Raw genomic sequence first — 18,736 nt, forward strand, 5'->3', positions numbered from 1 at the left:
GTTTTAACGTCCAGCTTTTAATAGTAGCCAGATAAATACCGGCGCGCCCAGCGTGGCGGTCACCACGCCAATCGGCAGCTCGGCGGCCGTCAGGGCAAGCCGGGCGATGATATCGGCCACCAGCAGCGTGGCGGCCCCGGCAACCGCCGAGGCCGGAAGCAGGGTCCGATGGTCCGTGAGGCCACACAGGCGCAGCATGTGCGGAATCACCAGCCCGATAAAGCCGATCGCGCCCGCCAGAGCCACGCTGACGCCGACCAGCCAGCCAATGGCTATTACCAGCACATTACGCCAGAACCCAATCGGCATGCCGAGCTGGCGGGCAGAGGTTTCACCCAGCGCGAGCATATTCAGCGGCTGCGCCTGCAGGGCAGCCCAGACGATGACCGGTACCAGCAGCGCCATCAGCCAGCCCTGGTGCCAGTCAACGCCTCCAAAGCCGCCCATCATCCAGTACATCAGCTGACGCAGGTCAAAGGAGGTTGAGAAGTAGACCGCCCAGGTCATCAGCGCGCTGCAGATGATCCCCAGCGCCACGCCGGCAAGCAGCAGACGGCTGGTCGATAAGTGCCGTCTGGCGAAACGAAGAAGGATCGCGGTGATTAGCAGCGCGCCGAGGATAGCGCTCAGGCTAATACTCCATCCGGAGAGTTCTCCTCCGCCGAACATTACCGCCGCAATCAGGCCTACGCCTGCGCCGTTTGACACGCCGAGCAGCCCGGGCTCCGCCAGAGGGTTATCAAACAACGCCTGCATTATGGTGCCGCACAGCGCCAGCGCGGCGCCGACCAGAACCACCGCGACGGTGCGCGGCAGGCGTATTTGCCAGACGAAGAGCTGCCCGTCAGGCCCCCACCAGCTTTCAGGCCCGATCCATCTGTCGCCCGCGCAGAGGCTCACGCCCGCGGCGACAATGAGCATCAGCACCAGCAAAAGCAGGTGACGCCGATCGGAACGGTGCTGGTGATGGGCATAATCAAGCATGGGTACGGTTTTAGTAGCGAGAGATGTAATTGATTTTACGGCGGGTTTGCCGGAGAGCGCAAAGAAAAAAGGCCGCGTGGGCGGCCTTTTTAGTTAGTTCATATTACTCTGCTTTGGGCGTTGCGTTTTCGACACGGCTTTTTAACTTCTGGCCGGGTCTGAAGGTCACCACGCGGCGGGCTGTAATGGGAATATCTTCCCCCGTCTTCGGGTTGCGGCCCGGACGTTGGTTTTTGTCTCGCAAATCAAAATTGCCAAAACCGGAGAGTTTTACCTGCTCACCATTTTCCAGAGCACGACGGATCTCTTCGAAAAACAGCTCTACCAGCTCTTTGGCATCCCGTTTGCTAAGCCCAAGCTTATCAAACAGATATTCTGACATTTCAGCTTTTGTAAGCGCCATAGGTTCAATCCCTCAATGATGCCTGGAATCGCTCTTTTAATGCCTCTACACATTTGGCGACGGTAGCGGCAATCTCCTCTTCTTCGAGTGTACGGCTGGTATCCTGAAGGATAAGGCTAATAGCGAGGCTCTTGAAACCTTCTGCTACGCCCTTGCCGCGGTACACGTCAAATAAGTTTACGCCAACTACCTGATTTACGCCAACTTTCTTACATTCGGCCAAAATATCTGCTGCAGGCACATTTTCCGCGACCACAACCGCGATATCACGGCGGTTTGCCGGGAAGCGGGAGACGTCCTGAGCCTGAGGAATAACGCGGTCAGCCACCGGGTTCCATTCCAGCTCGAACACGATGGTACGGCCGTTCAGGTCCAGCTTACGCTCCAGCTCAGGGTGAACAACCCCAATAAAACCAACGCGTTTGCCGTCTAAATAGATCGCTGCGCTCTGGCCAGGATGCAGGGCCGGGATAGCTTCTGCGCGGAATTCAATTTCAGATAATTTACCGGTCAGATCCAGAATCGCTTCCAGATCGCCCTTCATATCGTAGAAATCAACCGTGCCTTTTGCCAGGTCCCAGTGCTCTTCATAGCGGTTGCCGCTGATGGCGCCAGCCAGCATGAGATCCTGACGGATGCCTAAATTTGCCTGATTATCCGGTACAAAGCGCAAACCGCTTTCGAAAATTCGCACGCGGTTTTGCTGGCGATTCTGGTTATAAACGACAGTGCCCAGCAGGCCCGTCCACAGAGACAGACGCATCGCGGACATTTCGCTGGAAATTGGGCTTGGCAGGATCAGCGCCTCCTGACCCGGGTGGATCAGCTGCTGCAGCTTTGGATCAACGAAGCTGTAGGTGATCACTTCCTGGTAGCCTTTGTCGTTCAGCATGGTTTTCACACGCTTCAGAGACAGGTCGGCTTCGCGGTGGGTGCCCATCACCAGACCTGCCTGGACAGGCTCGTCAGGGATGTTGTTGTAGCCGTAAACGCGGGCCACTTCTTCCACCAGATCTTCTTCAATTTCCATGTCGAAACGCCATGATGGCGCAACGGCTTTCCATTCGTCCTGGCCTTCGGTTACTTCACAGCCCAGACGTTTCAGGATGTCGGTTACCTGCGCATCGGCAACGTGGTGACCAATCAGGCGATCCAGCTTGCTGCGGCGCAGGGTGATGGTCGCACGCTTCGGCAGGGCCGCTTCGTTGGTGACGTCGATAACCGGCCCCGCTTCACCGCCGCAGATGTCGATCAGCAGGCGGGTCGCACGTTCCATCGCTTTGTACTGCAGCGCCGGGTCAACGCCGCGCTCGTAGCGGTGAGAGGCATCGGTATGCAGGCCGTGACGGCGTGCGCGACCGGTGATGGAGAGCGGGCTGAAGAACGCGCATTCCAGCAGGACGTTTTGCGTCTCGTCGTTCACGCCTGAGTGCTCGCCACCGAAGATACCGCCCATTGCCAGCGCTTTGCTGTGGTCAGCAATCACCAGGGTGTCGGCGTTCAGTTTCGCTTCGCTGCCGTCGAGCAGAACCAGGGTTTCGCCCTCTTTCGCCATGCGCACAACGATGCCGCCGTCGATACGATCTTTATCGAACGCGTGCATTGGCTGGCCCAGCTCCAGCAGAACGTAGTTGGTCACGTCAACCACGGCGTCGATAGAGCGGATACCGCAGCGGCGCAGCTTCTCTTTCATCCACAGCGGAGTTGGCGCTTTCACGTTGATGCCTTTCACCACGCGGCCGAGGTAGCGCGGGCAAGCATCCGCAGCGTCAACCTGGATAGGCAGCACGTCACTGATGGTCGCTTCAACCGGCGCGATGTCCGGCGCGTTCAGTTCGGTCTGGTTCAGCACGGCCACGTCGCGCGCCACGCCGATGATACCTAAGCAGTCGGCACGGTTTGGCGTGACGCTGATTTCGATGGTGTTGTCATCAAGCTTCAGGTATTCACGGATATCGGTGCCGATTGGCGCATCCAGCGGCAGCTCAATAATGCCGTTGTGATCGTCGGAAATACCCAGCTCGGAGAAGGAGCACAGCATGCCTTCAGACGGCTCGCCGCGCAGCTTAGCCGCTTTAATTTTGAAATCACCCGGCAGCACCGCACCGACGGTCGCCACGGCCACCTTCAGGCCCTGACGGCAGTTTGGCGCACCGCAGACGATATCCAGCAGACGGTCACCGCCCACGTTTACTTTTGTTACGCGCAGTTTGTCAGCATTCGGGTGCTGGCCGCACTCGACCACTTCGCCAACGACCACGCCGTTGAAGGCACCGGAAACCGGCTCAACGCCGTCGACTTCCAGACCTGCCATGGTGATCTGGTTAGAAAGCGCGTCGCTGTCCAGCGTGGTGTTCACCCACTCGCGTAACCACAGTTCACTGAATTTCATTGTTCTGTCCTGCCCTTATTTAAACTGTTTGAGGAAACGCAGATCGTTTTCGAAGAATGCACGTAAGTCGGTCACGCCGTAACGCAGCATGGTCAGACGCTCCATGCCCATGCCGAAAGCAAAGCCGGAGTAAACTTCCGGATCGATACCCACGTTGCGCAGCACGTTTGGATGCACCATGCCGCAGCCCAGCACTTCCAGCCATTTGCCGTTTTTACCCATCACGTCAACTTCCGCAGACGGTTCGGTGAACGGGAAGTAGGACGGGCGGAAACGAACCTGCAGATCTTCCTCAAAGAAGTTGTTCAGGAAATCGTGCAGCGTGCCCTTCAGGTTGGTGAAGCTGATGTTTTTATCAACAATCAGACCTTCCATCTGGTGGAACATTGGCGTGTGGGTCTGATCGTAGTCGTTACGATAGACGCGGCCCGGCGCGATAATGCGGATTGGCGGCTCCTGATCCTTCATGGTACGGATCTGAACGCCGGAGGTCTGAGTACGCAGCAGACGCGTAGCGTCGAACCAGAAAGTGTCGTGGTCAGCGCGTGCCGGATGATGGCCAGGAATGTTCAGGGCGTCGAAGTTGTGGTAATCATCTTCGATTTCCGGGCCAGTCGCCACGGTAAAGCCGAGCTCACCGAAGAAACTTTCAATGCGATCGATGGTGCGGGTAACCGGATGCAGACCACCGTTTTCGATACGGCGACCCGGCAGAGAAACGTCGATCGTCTCTGCGGCCAGACGCGCATTCAGCACCGCGCTTTCCAGCTCGGCTTTACGCGCGTTCAGCGCCTGCTGTACCTGCTCTTTGGCTTCGTTAATCACCGCACCTGCTGCCGGGCGTTCTTCTGCCGGCAGCTCACGCAGGGTTGTCATCTGAAGGGTCAGGTGCCCTTTCTTCCCAAGATATTCGACGCGGACATTGTCTAACGCGGCAACATCTGAGGCCTGATTAATGGCGGCTGTTGCACTGGCAACCAGCTCTGCGAGATGTGACATGATTTTCCTCATTATGTCGGTGCAGACACCGATTTGGTGGAGTTATTCTCTCAAATTCAGGCACAAAAAAAGCCTCCATCGGGAGGCTTATCTGGCGCTGTTTTTCGTTTCATCTTTCACGCGCTAGCCTCCTGAAATCAGGTGCTAAAGTAAAAGAAGAAGCGGAAAATAGCAGCATTCATGCTTGCGTTACCTTGTCTGGTAAAAACCGTTGAGACCTTATTGAAAAGCCTGGACGGATAAATGTCAATCTTCTGATGGTGTTAAATGAAAAGAGGGAGCAAAGCCCCCTCTCTCAACTGGCTTATGCCAGTGCTGCTTTCGCTTTTTCGACCAGAGCGGTGAACGCTACTTTGTCGAATACTGCGATGTCAGCCAGGATCTTACGGTCGATTTCAACAGAGGCTTTTTTCAGGCCGTTGATGAATTTGCTGTAAGAAATACCGTTCTGACGTGCTGCTGCGTTGATACGCGCAATCCACAGTTGACGGAACTGACGCTTACGCTGACGACGGTCACGGTAAGCGTACTGACCTGCTTTGATAACAGCCTGGAAGGCAACGCGGTATACGCGTGAACGCGCACCGTAGTAGCCTTTAGCTTGTTTCAAAATTTTCTTGTGACGTGCACGTGCAATTACACCACGTTTTACGCGAGCCATATGTGCTCTCCTGTATCTATATTCTTAGTAAAAAATTAAACGTTAACGGCTTATGCGTACGGCAGGCACGCGATAACCAGACCCAGATCGCCTTTAGAAACGAGGCCTTTTGGACGCAGGTGACGTTTACGCTTAGTAGATTTTTTGGTCAGAATATGACGCAGGTTTGCGTGCTTACGCTTAAATCCACCACCACCGGTTTTTTTGAAGCGCTTAGCAGCACCGCGTACGGTCTTAATTTTTGGCATCTTAATAACTTCCACTTCGCATTGTTAAATAAACGAAACATAGGCGAACAAAACCTATGAAACCCGAAGGCTCCACAGATTTTGCTGCTTGAAGGCCTTACTGTTTCTTCTTAGGAGCGAGCACCATGATCATCTGGCGGCCTTCGATCTTCGTAGGGAAGGATTCGACTACTGCCAGTTCACTCAGATCGTCACGGACGCGGTTAAGCACTTCCATACCAATCTGTTGGTGGGCCATCTCACGACCGCGGAAACGCAGTGTGATCTTGGCCTTATCGCCATCTTCCAGAAAGCGAATCAGGCTGCGGAGTTTTACCTGATAATCGCCATCGTCGGTACCAGGACGGAATTTGATTTCCTTAACCTGGATAACTTTTTGCTTCTTCTTCTGTTCCTTAGAAGACTTACTCTTTTCATAAAGGAACTTGCCGTAGTCCATGATACGACAAACTGGCGGTTCGGCGTTAGGGCTGATTTCAACTAAATCTACTCCAGCTTCTTCAGCTTTTTCGATCGCTTCTCTCAGACTCACAATCCCCAGTGGTTCACCTTCAAGATCTGTTAAGCGAACTTCCTGGGCGCGAATCTCGCCATTGATACGATTCGGACGTGCCGTTTGAACTCGTTTTCCGCCTTTAATACCTTATTCCTCCAGTTGTTGAAGACTGCGGCTGCGAATCTCTTGTTGCAGCTTCTCAATCACTTCACTTACGTCCAGGCTGCCCAGGTCTTTACCACGGCGGGTGCGAACGGCAACTTTGCCTGCTTCCACCTCTTTATCACCACAGACCAACATATACGGGACACGACGTAAAGTGTGCTCGCGGATTTTAAAGCCAATCTTCTCATTTCTCAAGTCTGCTTTTACGCGAATGCCCGCATTTTGTAGTTTCTGCGTCAATTCTTTAACGTAATCCGCCTGAGAATCGGTAATGTTCATCACCACGACCTGCACTGGCGCAAGCCAGGTTGGGAAGAAGCCAGCGAACTCTTCGGTCAGGATGCCGATGAAGCGCTCCAGAGAACCGAGAATTGCACGGTGAATCATTACCGGTACCTGACGCTCGTTGTCTTCGCCAACATAAGAGGCGCTTAAACGCTGCGGCAGGGAGAAGTCCAGCTGTACAGTACCGCACTGCCATGCGCGATCGAGGCAGTCATACAGGGTAAATTCAATTTTCGGACCGTAGAATGCGCCCTCGCCCAGCTGGTATTCGAACGGAATGCCGTTCTCTTCCAGCGCCACGGCGAGATCCGCTTCTGCGCGATCCCATGTCTCATCGCTGCCGATACGTTTTTCCGGACGCGTTGAGAGTTTGACCACGATCTTCTCGAAGCCAAAGGTGCTGTACATATCGTAGACCATACGAATACAGGCGTTAACTTCGTCACGGACCTGATCTTCAGTACAGAAGATATGCGCATCATCCTGAGTAAAGCCACGAACACGCATCAGACCGTGCAGCGCACCTGATGGCTCGTTACGGTGGCAGCTACCGAACTCCGCCATACGCAGCGGCAGGTCGCGGTAGGACTTCAGACCCTGGTTGAAGATCTGAACGTGGCCCGGGCAGTTCATTGGCTTGATGCAGTATTCACGGTTCTCAGACGAGGTGGTGAACATCGCATCTTTGTAGTTGTCCCAGTGGCCGGTTTTTTCCCACAGCACACGGTCCATCATGAACGGGCCTTTCACTTCCTGATACTGGTACTCTTTCAGCTTGGAGCGTACGAAAGTTTCCAGTTCACGGAAGATGGTCCAGCCGTCGTTATGCCAGAACACCATGCCCGGCGCTTCTTCCTGCATGTGGTACAGGTCAAGCTGCTTACCGATTTTACGGTGGTCACGCTTCGCCGCCTCTTCCAGGCGCAGCAGGTACGCGTTCAGGGCTTTTTTATCGGCCCACGCGGTACCATAGATACGCTGCAACATCTTGTTGTTGCTGTCGCCACGCCAGTAGGCGCCTGCGATCTTCATCAGCTTAAAGTGATGACAGAAGCGCATGTTCGGCACGTGCGGTCCACGGCACATGTCGACGTATTCTTCGTGATGGTACAAGCCAGGCTTGTCATCATGCGAAATGTTTTCGTCAAGAATAGAGACCTTGTAGCTCTCGCCGCGCTTCACGAAGGTTTCACGCGCTTCGTGCCAGCTGACTTTCTTCTTGATGACGTCATAGTTCGTTTCGGCGAGCTCGTGCATGCGTTTTTCGAGCGCGTCGATATCTTCCTGAGTCAGGGTGTGGTCAAGGTCAACGTCGTAGTAGAAACCATTGTCGATAACCGGACCGATCGCCATTTTGGTGTTTGGCCACAGCTGTTTGATGGCATGGCCTAACAGGTGCGCGCAGGAGTGACGAATGATCTCCAGACCTTCTTCGTCTTTCGCAGTGATGATTGCAAGCGTCGCATCGTTTTCGATCAGATCGGAAGCATCCACCAGCTCACCGTTAACGCGGCCAGCGATAGTCGCTTTCGCGAGGCCAGGACCAATGTCCAGGGCAACATCCATTGGGCTAACAGCACGGTCGAAATGGCGTTGGCTGCCATCAGGAAGAGTAATTACAGGCATTTTATATCCTTATTTGCAGTGATGCCCCACACATAAGAGCATATACAAAGAAAATAATCGTGATTTGACAATAGATTACGACACCATCTGACCAACAATCGTCAAATTGGTTCGTCATCATTCACCAGCCGAATTCAGATTAATGCGGATTTACGGCAAGCGACGTAATGTTAACACTAACGGCAAGGAGATTGCACCCTCTGCGGCCAGATTGATGGGCTGGCGCTTTCGTACGAATTTGCAGGTTGCTTCTCCCCTGCGCTCGCATTTCAAAGATGCTGGGCTACTCTTGAACAGGTCTTTAAACCCAAAGGTGCATACCATGAACGTATCCAGTAGAACGGTTGTGATATTGAACATCCTTTCCGCCACAGGTTTATTGTTGATTCTCGCCGAACGATTCCACTGGTTCTGAGCCGAATCCTGCGCTGGCATAACCCAATCGATCCTGAGAAGGGGCATATTTCGGCCCTGTTTGGTAGACTGGGGATATCAACCAACAAGGATTAGGTTATGCCAACTAAACGATTTGCCGTAAAACACTGGAAAATGGTGCTGGTGCTGATTGCCATCTGCGGCGCAATGCTGCTACTCCGTTGGGCGGCAATGATTTGGGGCTAGGGGCGAAGACAAGTCATCAGAAGGGACGTCAAAGGACCGCAGACAATAAACGGGCCGACATCATCATCGGCCCGCTTTTATTACATTCTATAACCCAGTGAAACCGTGGTTCTGCGGTCGGTATGATCCGGTGCAGATTCTGGTGGTGAAGAGTTCCAGGTCACGTTGTAGGCGACTTTCAGGCCAAAGTGTTCGTTGATAGCCACGTTCAGCGCCGTCTCAGAGTTCAGCGTCGTATCGTCGGCACCAAATACAGAAACACCCTGGGTAAATTTGGTGTTGTCAGTCATCTGCCAGGCATAGGTACCGGAAGCGTAACCGAGCGGTTGGGTTTTGGTATCGCCATTGGTGTACTCGTCGTAACGCACACCCGGACCGAATTCAAAACGGAAGCTGTGTACCGGACCGTTCAGGAACTGGCGACCATAACCGGCGGTGAATACATCGCGCTGGCGATAACCGTTGTAACGGTCGGTTAACCAGCTTGCCTGACCAAACAGGTAGTCATAGTCGGTCATGTTGTAACGGCTACGTCCGCCTACCGCATACTTCTCGGAAGAACGTTCGTCGTTAGCAGAAGTGTTGCTGGCATTACCCCATAGAGACCAGGCGGTGGTATTACCGTACCAGGTGAGCGTACTGTCCGCCGTCAGAGAAGAGCTTTTCGTGTTACCGGATTGTGCCAGGTATCCGGCGTTCAGGTTACCTTCAAACGGTTTTTTCGCGGTGGAAGGATCGTCCATGACAGTAAAAACGGTATCATCAGCGGTCGCGTTCATAGCCGCAAACACGCCACCCGCCAGCATCAGTGCAGCGGGCACTGTCTTTAAAAGCTTCATTTTATTAAGGAGTCCGTACAACAAAAAAAGAGACCACACGGTCCCGGAATCTTTCTTGAGGATCAATGACAAGGCGTCCAGAGAAAGGTAACAAATTATAAAAAGCCGCAAATAACATAGCAATGTTTTCTTATTTCATTTTTTGAATAAGAACGATCTCAAAAAGCGTTTTATTTTATATATCCCCCGCCTCACTTTTCGTCAGTATTCATATTTAAAATCATACTGTTATTTACATTGCCTTCCTGACAAATGGTGCCAGGCTAATAAGAACCCATGCTAAAAGGAGGTAATGATGGTTTCTATTTATACTCTGACGCTCTCCCCTTCCCTGGATTCCGCCACCCTGACGCCGCAGATTTACCCGGAAGGTAAATTGCGCTGCAGCGCCCCGGTCTTTGAGCCCGGCGGCGGCGGGATCAACGTGGCGCGCGCCATTACACACCTCGGCGGCAAAGCCACGGCAATTTTTCCCGCAGGCGGTGCTACCGGTGAATACCTGGTCTCTCTGCTGGCCGATGAACAGGTGGCCGTTGAAACCGTTGAGGCCAAAGACTGGACGCGGCAAAACCTGCATGTCCACGTAGAATCAAGCGGCGAGCAGTACCGTTTTGTCATGCCGGGCGCGAAACTCAGCGATGACGAGTTTCGTCAGCTTGAAGAGAAAGTGCTGACGATAGAAAGCGGCGCGCTGCTGGTGGTAAGCGGCAGCCTGCCGCCCGGCGTAAGCCCGGAAAAATTAACGGCGCTGATTCAGGCCGCGCAGCAGCGCGGCATCCGCTGCATTGTCGACAGCAGCGGCGAGGCCCTGCAGGCGGCTCTGGTGCCGGGCAATCTTGAGCTGGTCAAACCCAACCAGAAAGAGTTAAGCGCGCTGGTCAACCGCGAACTGACGCAGCCTGATGATGTGCGCACCGCCGCGCAGGAGCTGGTGCGAGGCGGCAAAGCGAGGCGCGTAGTCGTCTCCCTTGGCCCTCAGGGGGCGCTGGCAGTCGATGAATCGTCGTCCGTTCAGGTTGTCCCACCGCCGATGAAGAGCCAGAGCACGGTTGGCGCTGGCGATAGCATGGTGGGTGCGATGACGCTAAAACTGGCGCAGGGCGCCTCTCTGCTCGAAATGACACGCTACGGCGTGGCGGCGGGTAGCGCCGCCACCATCAACCAGGGCACGCGTCTCTGTTCGCTTGCCGATACGCAAAAAATCGTCGATTACCTGTCCCGAAATTAACGCCTGTTCCCCTTCGTCGTTACGGAGGGGAATGTCGTCTCTGAGTCGCCAAACGCAAACTATCGACTATGCTAAGAAAACTTCCATGATAACAATGAGGTGAATTATGAGCAGTGGTGACATCACACGCCACGTCGTGACCATCAACCTTCATGAAGCATCGCTAACCGAGCTGAATGAGCTCAACAATGCTTTCACCCGGGCTAATTTTCTCCTCACGCTGACGGATGACGAGGGCAACATTCATGATTTAGGCACCCTGACATTTGGTCTGATTGGCGCCCTGAGCCAGGAAGAGGTTCATGCGCTGGCCGCCAGTCTGGTGGAGAGCGTGACCGACAAGCCTGCCGAAATTGACGTGGATACCTGGGAAAGCTGGCGAAAAAAAGAACAATAAGTGCGCTGTATGAATTTAAACCGCTCAGGTGTGCGTTAGTTCGTATTTTTTTACCGCAGTTATGCGCTAACTTTATGATCTGGCAGACAACATGGGAGAGACAACATGTGGCAGGCTATCAGTCATCTTTTACGTGAGCAGCTGGGTGAAGGTGAAATTGAACTGCGTAACGAACTGCCAGGCGGTGAGATCCACGCCGCGTGGCATTTACGCTACGCAGGGCGCGATCTCTTCGTTAAATGCGATGAACGAGAGCTGCTTCCAATATTTACCGCCGAAGCCGACCAGCTGGAACTGTTGTCCCGCAGTAAAACGGTCACGGTCCCGCAGGTTCTGGCCGTGGGGAGCGACCGCGACTACAGCTTCCTGGTGATGGAATATCTCCCCGCCCGCCCGCTGGATGCCCATAATGCGTTCATCCTTGGCCAACAGTTGGCGCGCCTGCATCAATGGAGCGACCAGCCGCAGTTTGGTCTCGACTTTGACAACGATCTCTCCACCACGCCACAGCCCAATGCCTGGCAGCGTCGTTGGTCGACATTTTTTGCCGAGCAGCGCATTGGCTGGCAGCTTGAGCTGGCCGCCGAGAAAGGGCTGGAGTTTGGCAATATCGACGCCATCGTCGAGCACGTTCAACAGCGTCTGGCATCCCACCAGCCTCAGGCGTCTCTGCTGCACGGCGATTTGTGGTCCAATAACTGCGCGCTGGGTCCCAACGGCCCGTACATCTTTGACCCGGCCTGCTACTGGGGTGACAGAGAGTGCGATCTTGCCATGCTGCCGCTTCATCCTGAGCAGCCGCCGCAAATATACGACGGATACCAGTCTGTTTCCCCCCTCCCGCCCGGTTTCCTCGACCGCCAGCCGGTGTATCAGCTTTATACGCTGATGAACCGTGCCATTCTTTTTGGCGGAGAACACCTTGTTAACGCGCAGCGGGCACTCGAGCGTATGCTTGCCGCCTGAGAAGATAAGGGTGGCCTTGCCGCCACCCTTATTGCTTACAGAAAACCGAGCAGTGAGAAGAAGAAGTATCCCGCCACAATGATAATCACGGGCAAGATGTAGAGCGGGAAAATTTGCAGGAAAATGGTGTGACGCGGCACAACAATGCGGGATTCAATCTGCTCCCGACTCATTCCTTTCGGGCCTTTGGCCTGCTCCAGAATCAACTGATCCTCAACGCCTTCGCGTAAAAAGCGCGTCTGGCGACTCATTCTCGCGCCAGAGGCCTGTAATGCCAGCGCGACAAAGATCAGGGCATATATCACCCAAAAGCCGATATTCAGCTGTTGATGAAAATCCGGGGTAGGTGAGTTAAACCAGAAGACATTCAAAAATGGCGTATTAAAACGCATCATCTCAATCATGACATGAGCGAAATCAAGCATTACCGCATTGATACCCGGCTGTTTTTCGCTGTGGTCGTACATAAATTTGAGTACAGAAATCAGCGTAGAAATGACGGCAGGAATAAAAATCACCCAGCCAGCAATACGTTTTAAGACCGCAATGCGTCCAGCTTGTTGATACGTCATCAGTTCCTCTTCATAAAGACGCGTTATTTGTGCCTAAGTCTACCTGCTGGTCATCAATTTCGCCCGCTCTTTAAAAGCAATATGCTAAATTGCAGAGTGTGCTTAGCACGTATCGTCTGTCGAACACCCTGGATAAGGAGACGTTGTGATGTCGACACCGCGCCAAATTCTTGCCGCAATTTTTGACATGGATGGATTACTGATCGATTCCGAACCGCTGTGGGATCGCGCCGAACTGGACGTTATGGCCAGCCTCGGCGTGGATATCAGCCGCCGTAATGAACTTCCCGATACGCTGGGCCTGCGCATCGATATGGTGGTTGACCTGTGGTTTGCCCAACAGCCTTGGGTAGGTCCCAATCGCGATGAGGTGACCGCACGCATTATCAGCCGCGCCATTTCTCTGGTGGAAGAGAACAGGCCGCTGCTACCCGGCGTACGTGAGGCCGTCGCGCTGTGTAAAGCCCAGGGGCTGAAGGTCGGACTGGCCTCGGCTTCACCGCTGCATATGCTGGAAAAAGTGCTCACGATGTTTGAACTGCGCGACAGTTTCGACGCGCTGGCGTCCGCTGAAAAATTGCCTTACAGCAAGCCGCACCCGCAGGTCTATCTGGACTGCGCCGCAAAGCTGGGCCTGGATCCCCTCAATTGCGTTGCGCTGGAAGATTCCGTTAACGGTATGGTGGCGTCGAAGGCTGCACGGATGCGCTCCATTGTGGTGCCCGCTGAAGAAGGCCGTCACGACCCCCGGTTTGCCCTCGCCGACGTTAAGCTTAACTCGCTGGCAGAACTCACGGTGCATCATCTGCAGGGCGGTTAACGCCCTTCTCCGGTTTGTGACAAACAGTTACACCGTCACCTCTTCCGCCTACTGTATAAAAACCCTATACTGTATGAATTGACAGTTTTGTGGGTTTTATCATGACGGCGGAAGGCCACCTGCTTTTTTCTATTGCGTGCGCAGTATTTGCCAAAAACGCTGAACTCACCCCCGTGCTGGCACAGGGGGACTGGTGGCATATTGTCCCTTCCGCCGTATTGACCTGTCTGCTGCCCGACATTGACCACCCCAAGTCCTTCCTCGGACAACGCCTGAAGTGGGTGTCGAAACCCATCGCCCGCGCGTTCGGCCACCGGGGGTTTACGCACAGCCTGCTGGCCGTGTTTGGCCTGCTGACGCTTTTCTATTTGAAGGTGCCCGAAAGCTGGATAGTCCCCGCCGATGCCATCCAGGGGATGGTGCTGGGCTATTTAAGCCATATTCTCGCCGATATGCTGACGCCTGCGGGCGTGCCGCTGCTTTGGCCCTGCCGCTGGCGTTTCCGTTTTCCCATCCTCGCACCGCAGAAAGGAAACCAGCTTGAGCGCGTATTGTGCATGGCGCTATTTGCTTACGCCGTCTGGATGCCGCAAACATTGCCCGAAAACAGTGCAGTTCGCTGGTCATCCCAGATGATTAATTCGCTGCAATTTCAGTTCAATCGCTTTATTCATCACCAGATTGAACAGTAAACCAACAAAATTATCCTATTTGTCATAACCCATTCCATTTGGATATAAGCGCTACATCACACTTCTGCTAACCTTCCGCCAACAGGATCGGTAAAAACCGACCCAATAATAAATCAGGAGAACGGGGATGAATTTTCCACTCATCGCGAACGTCGTTGTGTTCGTTGTATTGCTATTGCTTCTCGCGCAGGCGCGCCACAAACAGTGGAGCCTGGCGAAAAAAGTGCTGGTTGGTCTGGCCATGGGTGTCGTATTTGGTCTGGCATTACAGGCAATTTATGGCTCCGATAATCCAGTTCTGAAAGATTCTATTCAGTGGTTCAACATCGTCGGTAACGGCTATGTCCAGCTGCTGCAGATGATCGTTATGCCGCTGGTGTTCGCCTCTATTCTGAGCGCCGTTGCCCGCCTGCATAACGCCACTCAGCTGGGAAAAATCAGCTTCCTGACCATTGGTACGCTGCTGTTCACCACGCTGATTGCCGCGCTGGTGGGTGTGCTGGTCACCAACCTGTTTGGCCTGACCGCAGAAGGTCTGGTTCAGGGTACCGCTGAAACGGCGCGTCTTACCGCGATTCAAACCAACTACGTGGGTAAAGTGGCTGATCTGACCGTGCCGCAGATGGTGCTCTCCTTCATTCCGAAGAACCCGTTTGCTGACCTGACCGGTGCGAGCCCAACCTCGATCATCAGCGTGGTTATTTTCGCCGCGTTCCTGGGCGTAGCGGCGCTGAAGCTGCTGAAAGACGACGCGCCTAAAGGCGAACGCGTGCTGACCGCGATTGATACCCTGCAAAGCTGGGTGATGAAGCTGGTGCGTCTGGTGATGCAGCTGACGCCTTACGGCGTGCTGGCGCTGATGACCAAAGTGGTTGCCGGCTCTAACCTGCAGGACATCATTAAGCTGGGCAGCTTCGTTGTCGCCTCTTATCTGGGCCTGGGCATTATGTTCGTGGTGCACGGCATCCTGCTGGGCGTAAACGGCGTCAGCCCGCTGAAATACTTCCGTAAAGTCTGGCCGGTACTGACCTTTGCCTTCACCAGCCGTTCCAGCGCCGCGTCTATTCCGCTGAACGTTGAAGCGCAAACCCGCCGTCTGGGCGTGCCTGAATCCATCGCCAGCTTCTCTGCCTCCTTTGGTGCCACCATTGGTCAGAACGGCTGTGCGGGTCTGTATCCGGCGATGCTGGCCGTGATGGTCGCCCCTACCGTTGGGATTAACCCGCTGGATCCGGTCTGGATCGCCACGCTGGTCGGGATTGTTACCGTAAGCTCCGCAGGCGTTGCGGGCGTTGGCGGTGGCGCAACCTTCGCCGCGCTGATTGTGCTGCCCGCGCTGGGCCTGCCCGTGACGCTGGTCGCGCTGCTGATCTCCGTTGAGCCGCTGATCGACATGGGCCGTACCGCGCTGAACGTAAGCGGCTCCATGACCGCCGGTACGCTGACCAGCCAGTGGCTGAAGCAGACCGACAAAGCGATTCTGGAAAGTGAAGACGACGCCGAGCTGGCGCACCGTTAAACTCGGTAGAAATAAAAAAACCGCCTGATGGCGGTTTTTTTATGGCTGTTATTCTTCAACCTCTTCATCCTGGCGGATCTGCATCGCCCACCGCTGCGCTGACTCCGGCACCGTAAACGTGGGCGAGCGGCGGAAATGTTCGCCGATCAGCACGAAGGCCACGTATTTCCCCCGAAGCTGCCAGACATCGCGAAAACCCTCCACTTTCAGGGCATGGTCAGGCGGCGCGGGCTCAACGCGGGGCACATAGCTAATAACCTGGCGGTTTTGTTGACGAAGAGGTTTCATAAGCGACTGGTTCACTAAAGCAAATTCTTGAAGCAGGAAAATTCTATGATAGCCGATCCTGCTGCCTTCCGTCGCGCCCCGAGTGGGTGAGAAGGCTCCTTTCGTCAATGACGGCATGTGAAAACTCTTAGTTCGCGAGCCATCTCGCGACATTGTTCTATCCTTAATAGGGTTTTTAGCAATGGATAAAGGAGAAGCGTGCAATGTCGAACAAAGATAAAACACATCAATCACCGATTCATGGCACTGAGGAATCTCAACCGGGTATGGACTCTCTCGCCCCTGCTGACGGCTCTCATCGCCCCTCCCCTGGCCCCTCTGCACCGGGCGAACAGCCTACCGCACCGGGAAGCATGAAATCGCCGGAGACGGGAAACGAGAAGCTGAAATCGCTTGAGCCGCACCGCAAAGGCGGCGAAGGTTTTGCGCTGACCACCAATCAGGGCGTGCGCATTGCTGACGATCAGAACTCCCTTCGCGCAGGCGCGCGCGGGCCAACCCTGCTGGAAGATTTTATCCTGCGGGAAAAAATCACCCATTTCGACCACGAGCGGATACCGGAACGCATCGTCCACGCGCGCGGTTCCGCTGCGCACGGCTACTTCCAGCCCTATAAGAGCCTGAAAGCGATCACCAAAGCGGATTTCCTCTCCGATCCGGACAAAATCACTCCGGTATTTGTGCGCTTCTCCACCGTACAGGGCGGCGCGGGTTCGGCAGATACCGTCCGGGATATCCGCGGCTTTGCCACCAAGTTTTATACCGAAGAGGGTATTTTCGATCTGGTGGGCAATAACATCCCGGTGTTCTTCATTCAGGACGCGCATAAATTTCCTGACTTTGTCCATGCGGTAAAACCGGAGCCCCACTGGGCCATACCGCAGGGACAAAGCGCGCACGACACCTTCTGGGACTATGTCTCCCTGCAGCCTGAAACCTTACACAACGTGATGTGGGCGATGTCAGACCGCGGCATTCCGCGCAGCTATCGCACCATGGAAGGCTTTGGCATCCATACCTTCCGTCTGATCAACGCCGAGGGTAAAGCCACGTTCGTCCGTTTCCACTGGAAGCCGGTGGCGGGTAAAGCCTCCCTGGTGTGGGACGAGGCGCAGAAGCTGACCGGTCGCGATCCGGATTTCCATCGCCGCGAGCTGTGGGAGTCCATTGAAGCGGGCGACTTCCCGGAGTATGAACTGGGCCTGCAGCTCATTCCGGAAGAGGACGAATTTAAGTTCGATTTCGACCTGCTTGACCCGACGAAGCTGATCCCGGAAGAGCTGGTGCCGGTTCAGCTGGTGGGTAAAATGGTGCTCAACCGCAACCCGGATAACTTCTTTGCCGAAAACGAACAGGCCGCATTCCACCCGGGGCATATCGTGCCGGGGCTGGACTTCACCAACGATCCGCTCCTGCAGGGACGTTTGTTCTCGTATACCGATACGCAGATCAGCCGTCTGGGCGGGCCGAACTTCCACGAAATTCCGATTAACCGCCCAACCTGCCCATACCACAATTTCCAGCGCGACGGGATGCACCGTCAGGATATTGATACCAATCCGGCGAACTATGAGCCGAACTCCATCAACGATAACTGGCCGCGCGAAACGCCTCCGGCGCCGAAACGCGGTGGATTCGAATCGTACCAGGAGCGTATCGACGGCAACAAAATTCGCGAGCGCAGCCCGTCGTTCGGCGAATATTACGCCCACCCTCGCCTGTTCTGGAACAGCCAGACGCCGATTGAGCGACAGCACATTATCGGCGGCTTCAGCTTTGAGCTGAGCAAAGTGGTGCGTACCTACATCCGCGAGCGGGTGGTCGATCAGCTGGCGCGCATTGATATTCAGCTCGCCCAGAGCGTTGCGGATAACCTGGGCATTACGCTGACCGACGAGCAGCGCAACCTTGCCCCGCCTAAAGAGGTTAACGGCGTGAAGAAAGATCCGTCGCTGAGCCTGTATGCCGTGCCGGGTGGCTCGATTAAAGGCCGCGTGGTTGCCATCCTGCTGAACGACAAAACCCGCGCCAGCGACGTGCTGGGGATTATGCAGGCGCTGAAGACCCAGGGCGTGCATGCGAAGCTGCTTTATTCCCGCATGGGGGAAGTGACCGCCGATGACGGCTCCGTGCTGCCGGTGGCGGCGACCTTTGCCGGGGCGCCATCGCTGACCGTCGATGCGGTGATTGTGCCGTGCGGAGATATAGACAGCCTGCTGAGCAACGGTGACGCGGTGTATTATCTGCTGGAAGCCTACAAGCACCTGAAACCGATCGCGCTGTCCGGCGACGCGCGACGGTTTAAGGCACAGCTGAAGGTGGCCGATCAGGGTGAGGACGGCATTGTCGAGGGAGACAACGTTGACGATGCCTTTATGACGAAGCTGTTTGATTTGCTTGCCGCGCACCGCGTCTGGTCGCGCAGCAGTAAGATTGACCAGATCCCGGCGTAAAAAATACCCTCACCCCACCCCTCTCCCACGGGAGAGGGAGAAAACAATAAAAACGGTAACCCAGGTTACCGTTTTGCTTTTA

General features: G+C 54.8%; 21 protein-coding genes and 1 other annotated feature. Of the genes, 9 read left to right on the top strand and 12 right to left on the bottom strand.

Annotation, left to right across the window (positions count from 1 at the left end):
• Positions 1-3: 3 nt before the first annotated feature.
• The 9 genes from btuC to thrS form a co-directional block, all read right to left on the bottom strand.
• The gene (gene btuC, locus AC27FC_RS06450; RefSeq protein ID WP_094935162.1) at positions 4-984 is read right to left on the bottom strand and encodes a vitamin B12 ABC transporter permease BtuC; all 981 of its coding nucleotides are present in this window, start codon (positions 982-984) and stop codon (positions 4-6) included.
• A gap of 103 nt (positions 985-1,087) precedes the next feature.
• Positions 1,088-1,387 carry an integration host factor subunit alpha gene (ihfA, locus tag AC27FC_RS06455; RefSeq protein ID WP_003857805.1) on the bottom strand — a complete coding sequence of 100 codons (300 nt, stop codon included), beginning with the start codon at positions 1,385-1,387 and terminating at the stop codon, positions 1,088-1,090.
• A gap of 4 nt (positions 1,388-1,391) precedes the next feature.
• Positions 1,392-3,779, bottom strand: a complete 2,388-nt coding sequence (gene pheT, locus AC27FC_RS06460) for a phenylalanine--tRNA ligase subunit beta (RefSeq protein WP_094935161.1) — start codon at positions 3,777-3,779, stop codon at positions 1,392-1,394.
• A 15-nt stretch (positions 3,780-3,794) separates the two neighbouring features.
• On the bottom strand, positions 3,795-4,778 hold the full coding sequence (gene pheS / locus AC27FC_RS06465) for a phenylalanine--tRNA ligase subunit alpha (protein WP_033145275.1): 984 nt from the start codon (positions 4,776-4,778) through the stop codon (positions 3,795-3,797).
• Between the two features lie 62 nt (positions 4,779-4,840).
• Positions 4,841-4,965: a sequence feature (Phe leader region), on the bottom strand.
• Positions 4,916-4,960, bottom strand: a complete 45-nt coding sequence (pheM, locus tag AC27FC_RS06470) for a pheST operon leader peptide PheM (RefSeq protein WP_001386830.1) — start codon at positions 4,958-4,960, stop codon at positions 4,916-4,918. It overlaps the preceding feature by 45 nt.
• A gap of 117 nt (positions 4,966-5,082) precedes the next feature.
• Positions 5,083-5,439 (bottom strand): 50S ribosomal protein L20, encoded by a 357-nt coding sequence (rplT, locus tag AC27FC_RS06475; protein ID WP_000124850.1) that lies wholly within the window; start codon positions 5,437-5,439, stop codon positions 5,083-5,085.
• Positions 5,440-5,489: 50 nt separating this feature from the next.
• Positions 5,490-5,687 (bottom strand): 50S ribosomal protein L35, encoded by a 198-nt coding sequence (rpmI, locus tag AC27FC_RS06480; RefSeq protein ID WP_003030583.1) that lies wholly within the window; start codon positions 5,685-5,687, stop codon positions 5,490-5,492.
• A 97-nt stretch (positions 5,688-5,784) separates the two neighbouring features.
• On the bottom strand, positions 5,785-6,327 hold the full coding sequence (gene infC / locus AC27FC_RS06485) for a translation initiation factor IF-3 (RefSeq protein ID WP_014069901.1): 543 nt from the start codon (positions 6,325-6,327) through the stop codon (positions 5,785-5,787).
• A 3-nt stretch (positions 6,328-6,330) separates the two neighbouring features.
• On the bottom strand, positions 6,331-8,259 hold the full coding sequence (gene thrS / locus AC27FC_RS06490) for a threonine--tRNA ligase (protein WP_008500657.1): 1,929 nt from the start codon (positions 8,257-8,259) through the stop codon (positions 6,331-6,333).
• A 322-nt stretch (positions 8,260-8,581) separates the two neighbouring features.
• Between thrS and yncL the strand changes: the two genes are divergently transcribed.
• Both yncL and yniD read left to right on the top strand, forming a co-directional pair.
• Entirely contained in the window at positions 8,582-8,674 is a 93-nt protein-coding gene (gene yncL / locus AC27FC_RS06495) for a stress response membrane protein YncL (protein WP_021241082.1), read from the top strand.
• Between the two features lie 98 nt (positions 8,675-8,772).
• Entirely contained in the window at positions 8,773-8,880 is a 108-nt protein-coding gene (gene yniD / locus AC27FC_RS06500) for a small membrane protein YniD (protein ID WP_008500658.1), read from the top strand.
• Positions 8,881-8,960: 80 nt separating this feature from the next.
• Here the strand turns inward: yniD and AC27FC_RS06505 are convergent, their stop codons facing one another.
• Entirely contained in the window at positions 8,961-9,719 is a 759-nt protein-coding gene (locus AC27FC_RS06505) for a DUF481 domain-containing protein (RefSeq protein ID WP_033145273.1), read from the bottom strand.
• Between the two features lie 295 nt (positions 9,720-10,014).
• Between AC27FC_RS06505 and pfkB the strand changes: the two genes are divergently transcribed.
• From pfkB to AC27FC_RS06520, 3 genes are all read left to right on the top strand, one after another.
• Positions 10,015-10,947 carry a 6-phosphofructokinase II gene (gene pfkB / locus AC27FC_RS06510; protein WP_196354803.1) on the top strand — a complete coding sequence of 311 codons (933 nt, stop codon included), beginning with the start codon at positions 10,015-10,017 and terminating at the stop codon, positions 10,945-10,947.
• Between the two features lie 106 nt (positions 10,948-11,053).
• Positions 11,054-11,344, top strand: a complete 291-nt coding sequence (ghoS, locus tag AC27FC_RS06515; RefSeq protein ID WP_143347198.1) for a type V toxin-antitoxin system endoribonuclease antitoxin GhoS — start codon at positions 11,054-11,056, stop codon at positions 11,342-11,344.
• Between the two features lie 105 nt (positions 11,345-11,449).
• Positions 11,450-12,310 (top strand): fructosamine kinase family protein, encoded by an 861-nt coding sequence (locus tag AC27FC_RS06520; protein ID WP_029740438.1) that lies wholly within the window; start codon positions 11,450-11,452, stop codon positions 12,308-12,310.
• A gap of 35 nt (positions 12,311-12,345) precedes the next feature.
• Here the strand turns inward: AC27FC_RS06520 and AC27FC_RS06525 are convergent, their stop codons facing one another.
• Positions 12,346-12,882, bottom strand: coding sequence for a YniB family protein (locus tag AC27FC_RS06525; RefSeq protein ID WP_196354556.1), 537 nt, complete (start codon positions 12,880-12,882; stop codon positions 12,346-12,348).
• Between the two features lie 148 nt (positions 12,883-13,030).
• Here AC27FC_RS06525 and hxpB point away from each other — a divergent pair, with 148 nt between their 5' ends.
• The 3 genes from hxpB to tcyP all read left to right on the top strand — a co-directional run bounded on the left by hxpB (position 13,031) and on the right by tcyP (position 15,913).
• Positions 13,031-13,702, top strand: a complete 672-nt coding sequence (gene hxpB, locus AC27FC_RS06530; RefSeq protein ID WP_032657872.1) for a hexitol phosphatase HxpB — start codon at positions 13,031-13,033, stop codon at positions 13,700-13,702.
• A 101-nt stretch (positions 13,703-13,803) separates the two neighbouring features.
• On the top strand, positions 13,804-14,394 hold the full coding sequence (locus tag AC27FC_RS06535; RefSeq protein ID WP_014883483.1) for a metal-dependent hydrolase: 591 nt from the start codon (positions 13,804-13,806) through the stop codon (positions 14,392-14,394).
• A 127-nt stretch (positions 14,395-14,521) separates the two neighbouring features.
• Complete coding sequence (gene tcyP / locus AC27FC_RS06540; RefSeq protein ID WP_008500667.1) at positions 14,522-15,913, top strand: cystine/sulfocysteine:cation symporter; 1,392 nt, start codon at positions 14,522-14,524, stop codon at positions 15,911-15,913.
• Positions 15,914-15,961: 48 nt separating this feature from the next.
• Here tcyP and cedA read toward each other — a convergent pair whose 3' ends face one another.
• Positions 15,962-16,354: a cell division activator CedA gene (gene cedA, locus AC27FC_RS06545; RefSeq protein WP_315987703.1), complete on the bottom strand. Its 393-nt coding sequence runs from the start codon at positions 16,352-16,354 to the stop codon at positions 15,962-15,964.
• A gap of 50 nt (positions 16,355-16,404) precedes the next feature.
• On the opposite strand from cedA, the gene katE reads away from it, so the two are divergent.
• Positions 16,405-18,654 (top strand): catalase HPII, encoded by a 2,250-nt coding sequence (gene katE / locus AC27FC_RS06550; RefSeq protein ID WP_487159855.1) that lies wholly within the window; start codon positions 16,405-16,407, stop codon positions 18,652-18,654.
• The last annotated feature ends 82 nt before the right edge of the window (positions 18,655-18,736 follow it).

Source organism: Enterobacter sp. C3_dUdeg (genome assembly GCF_057536195.1).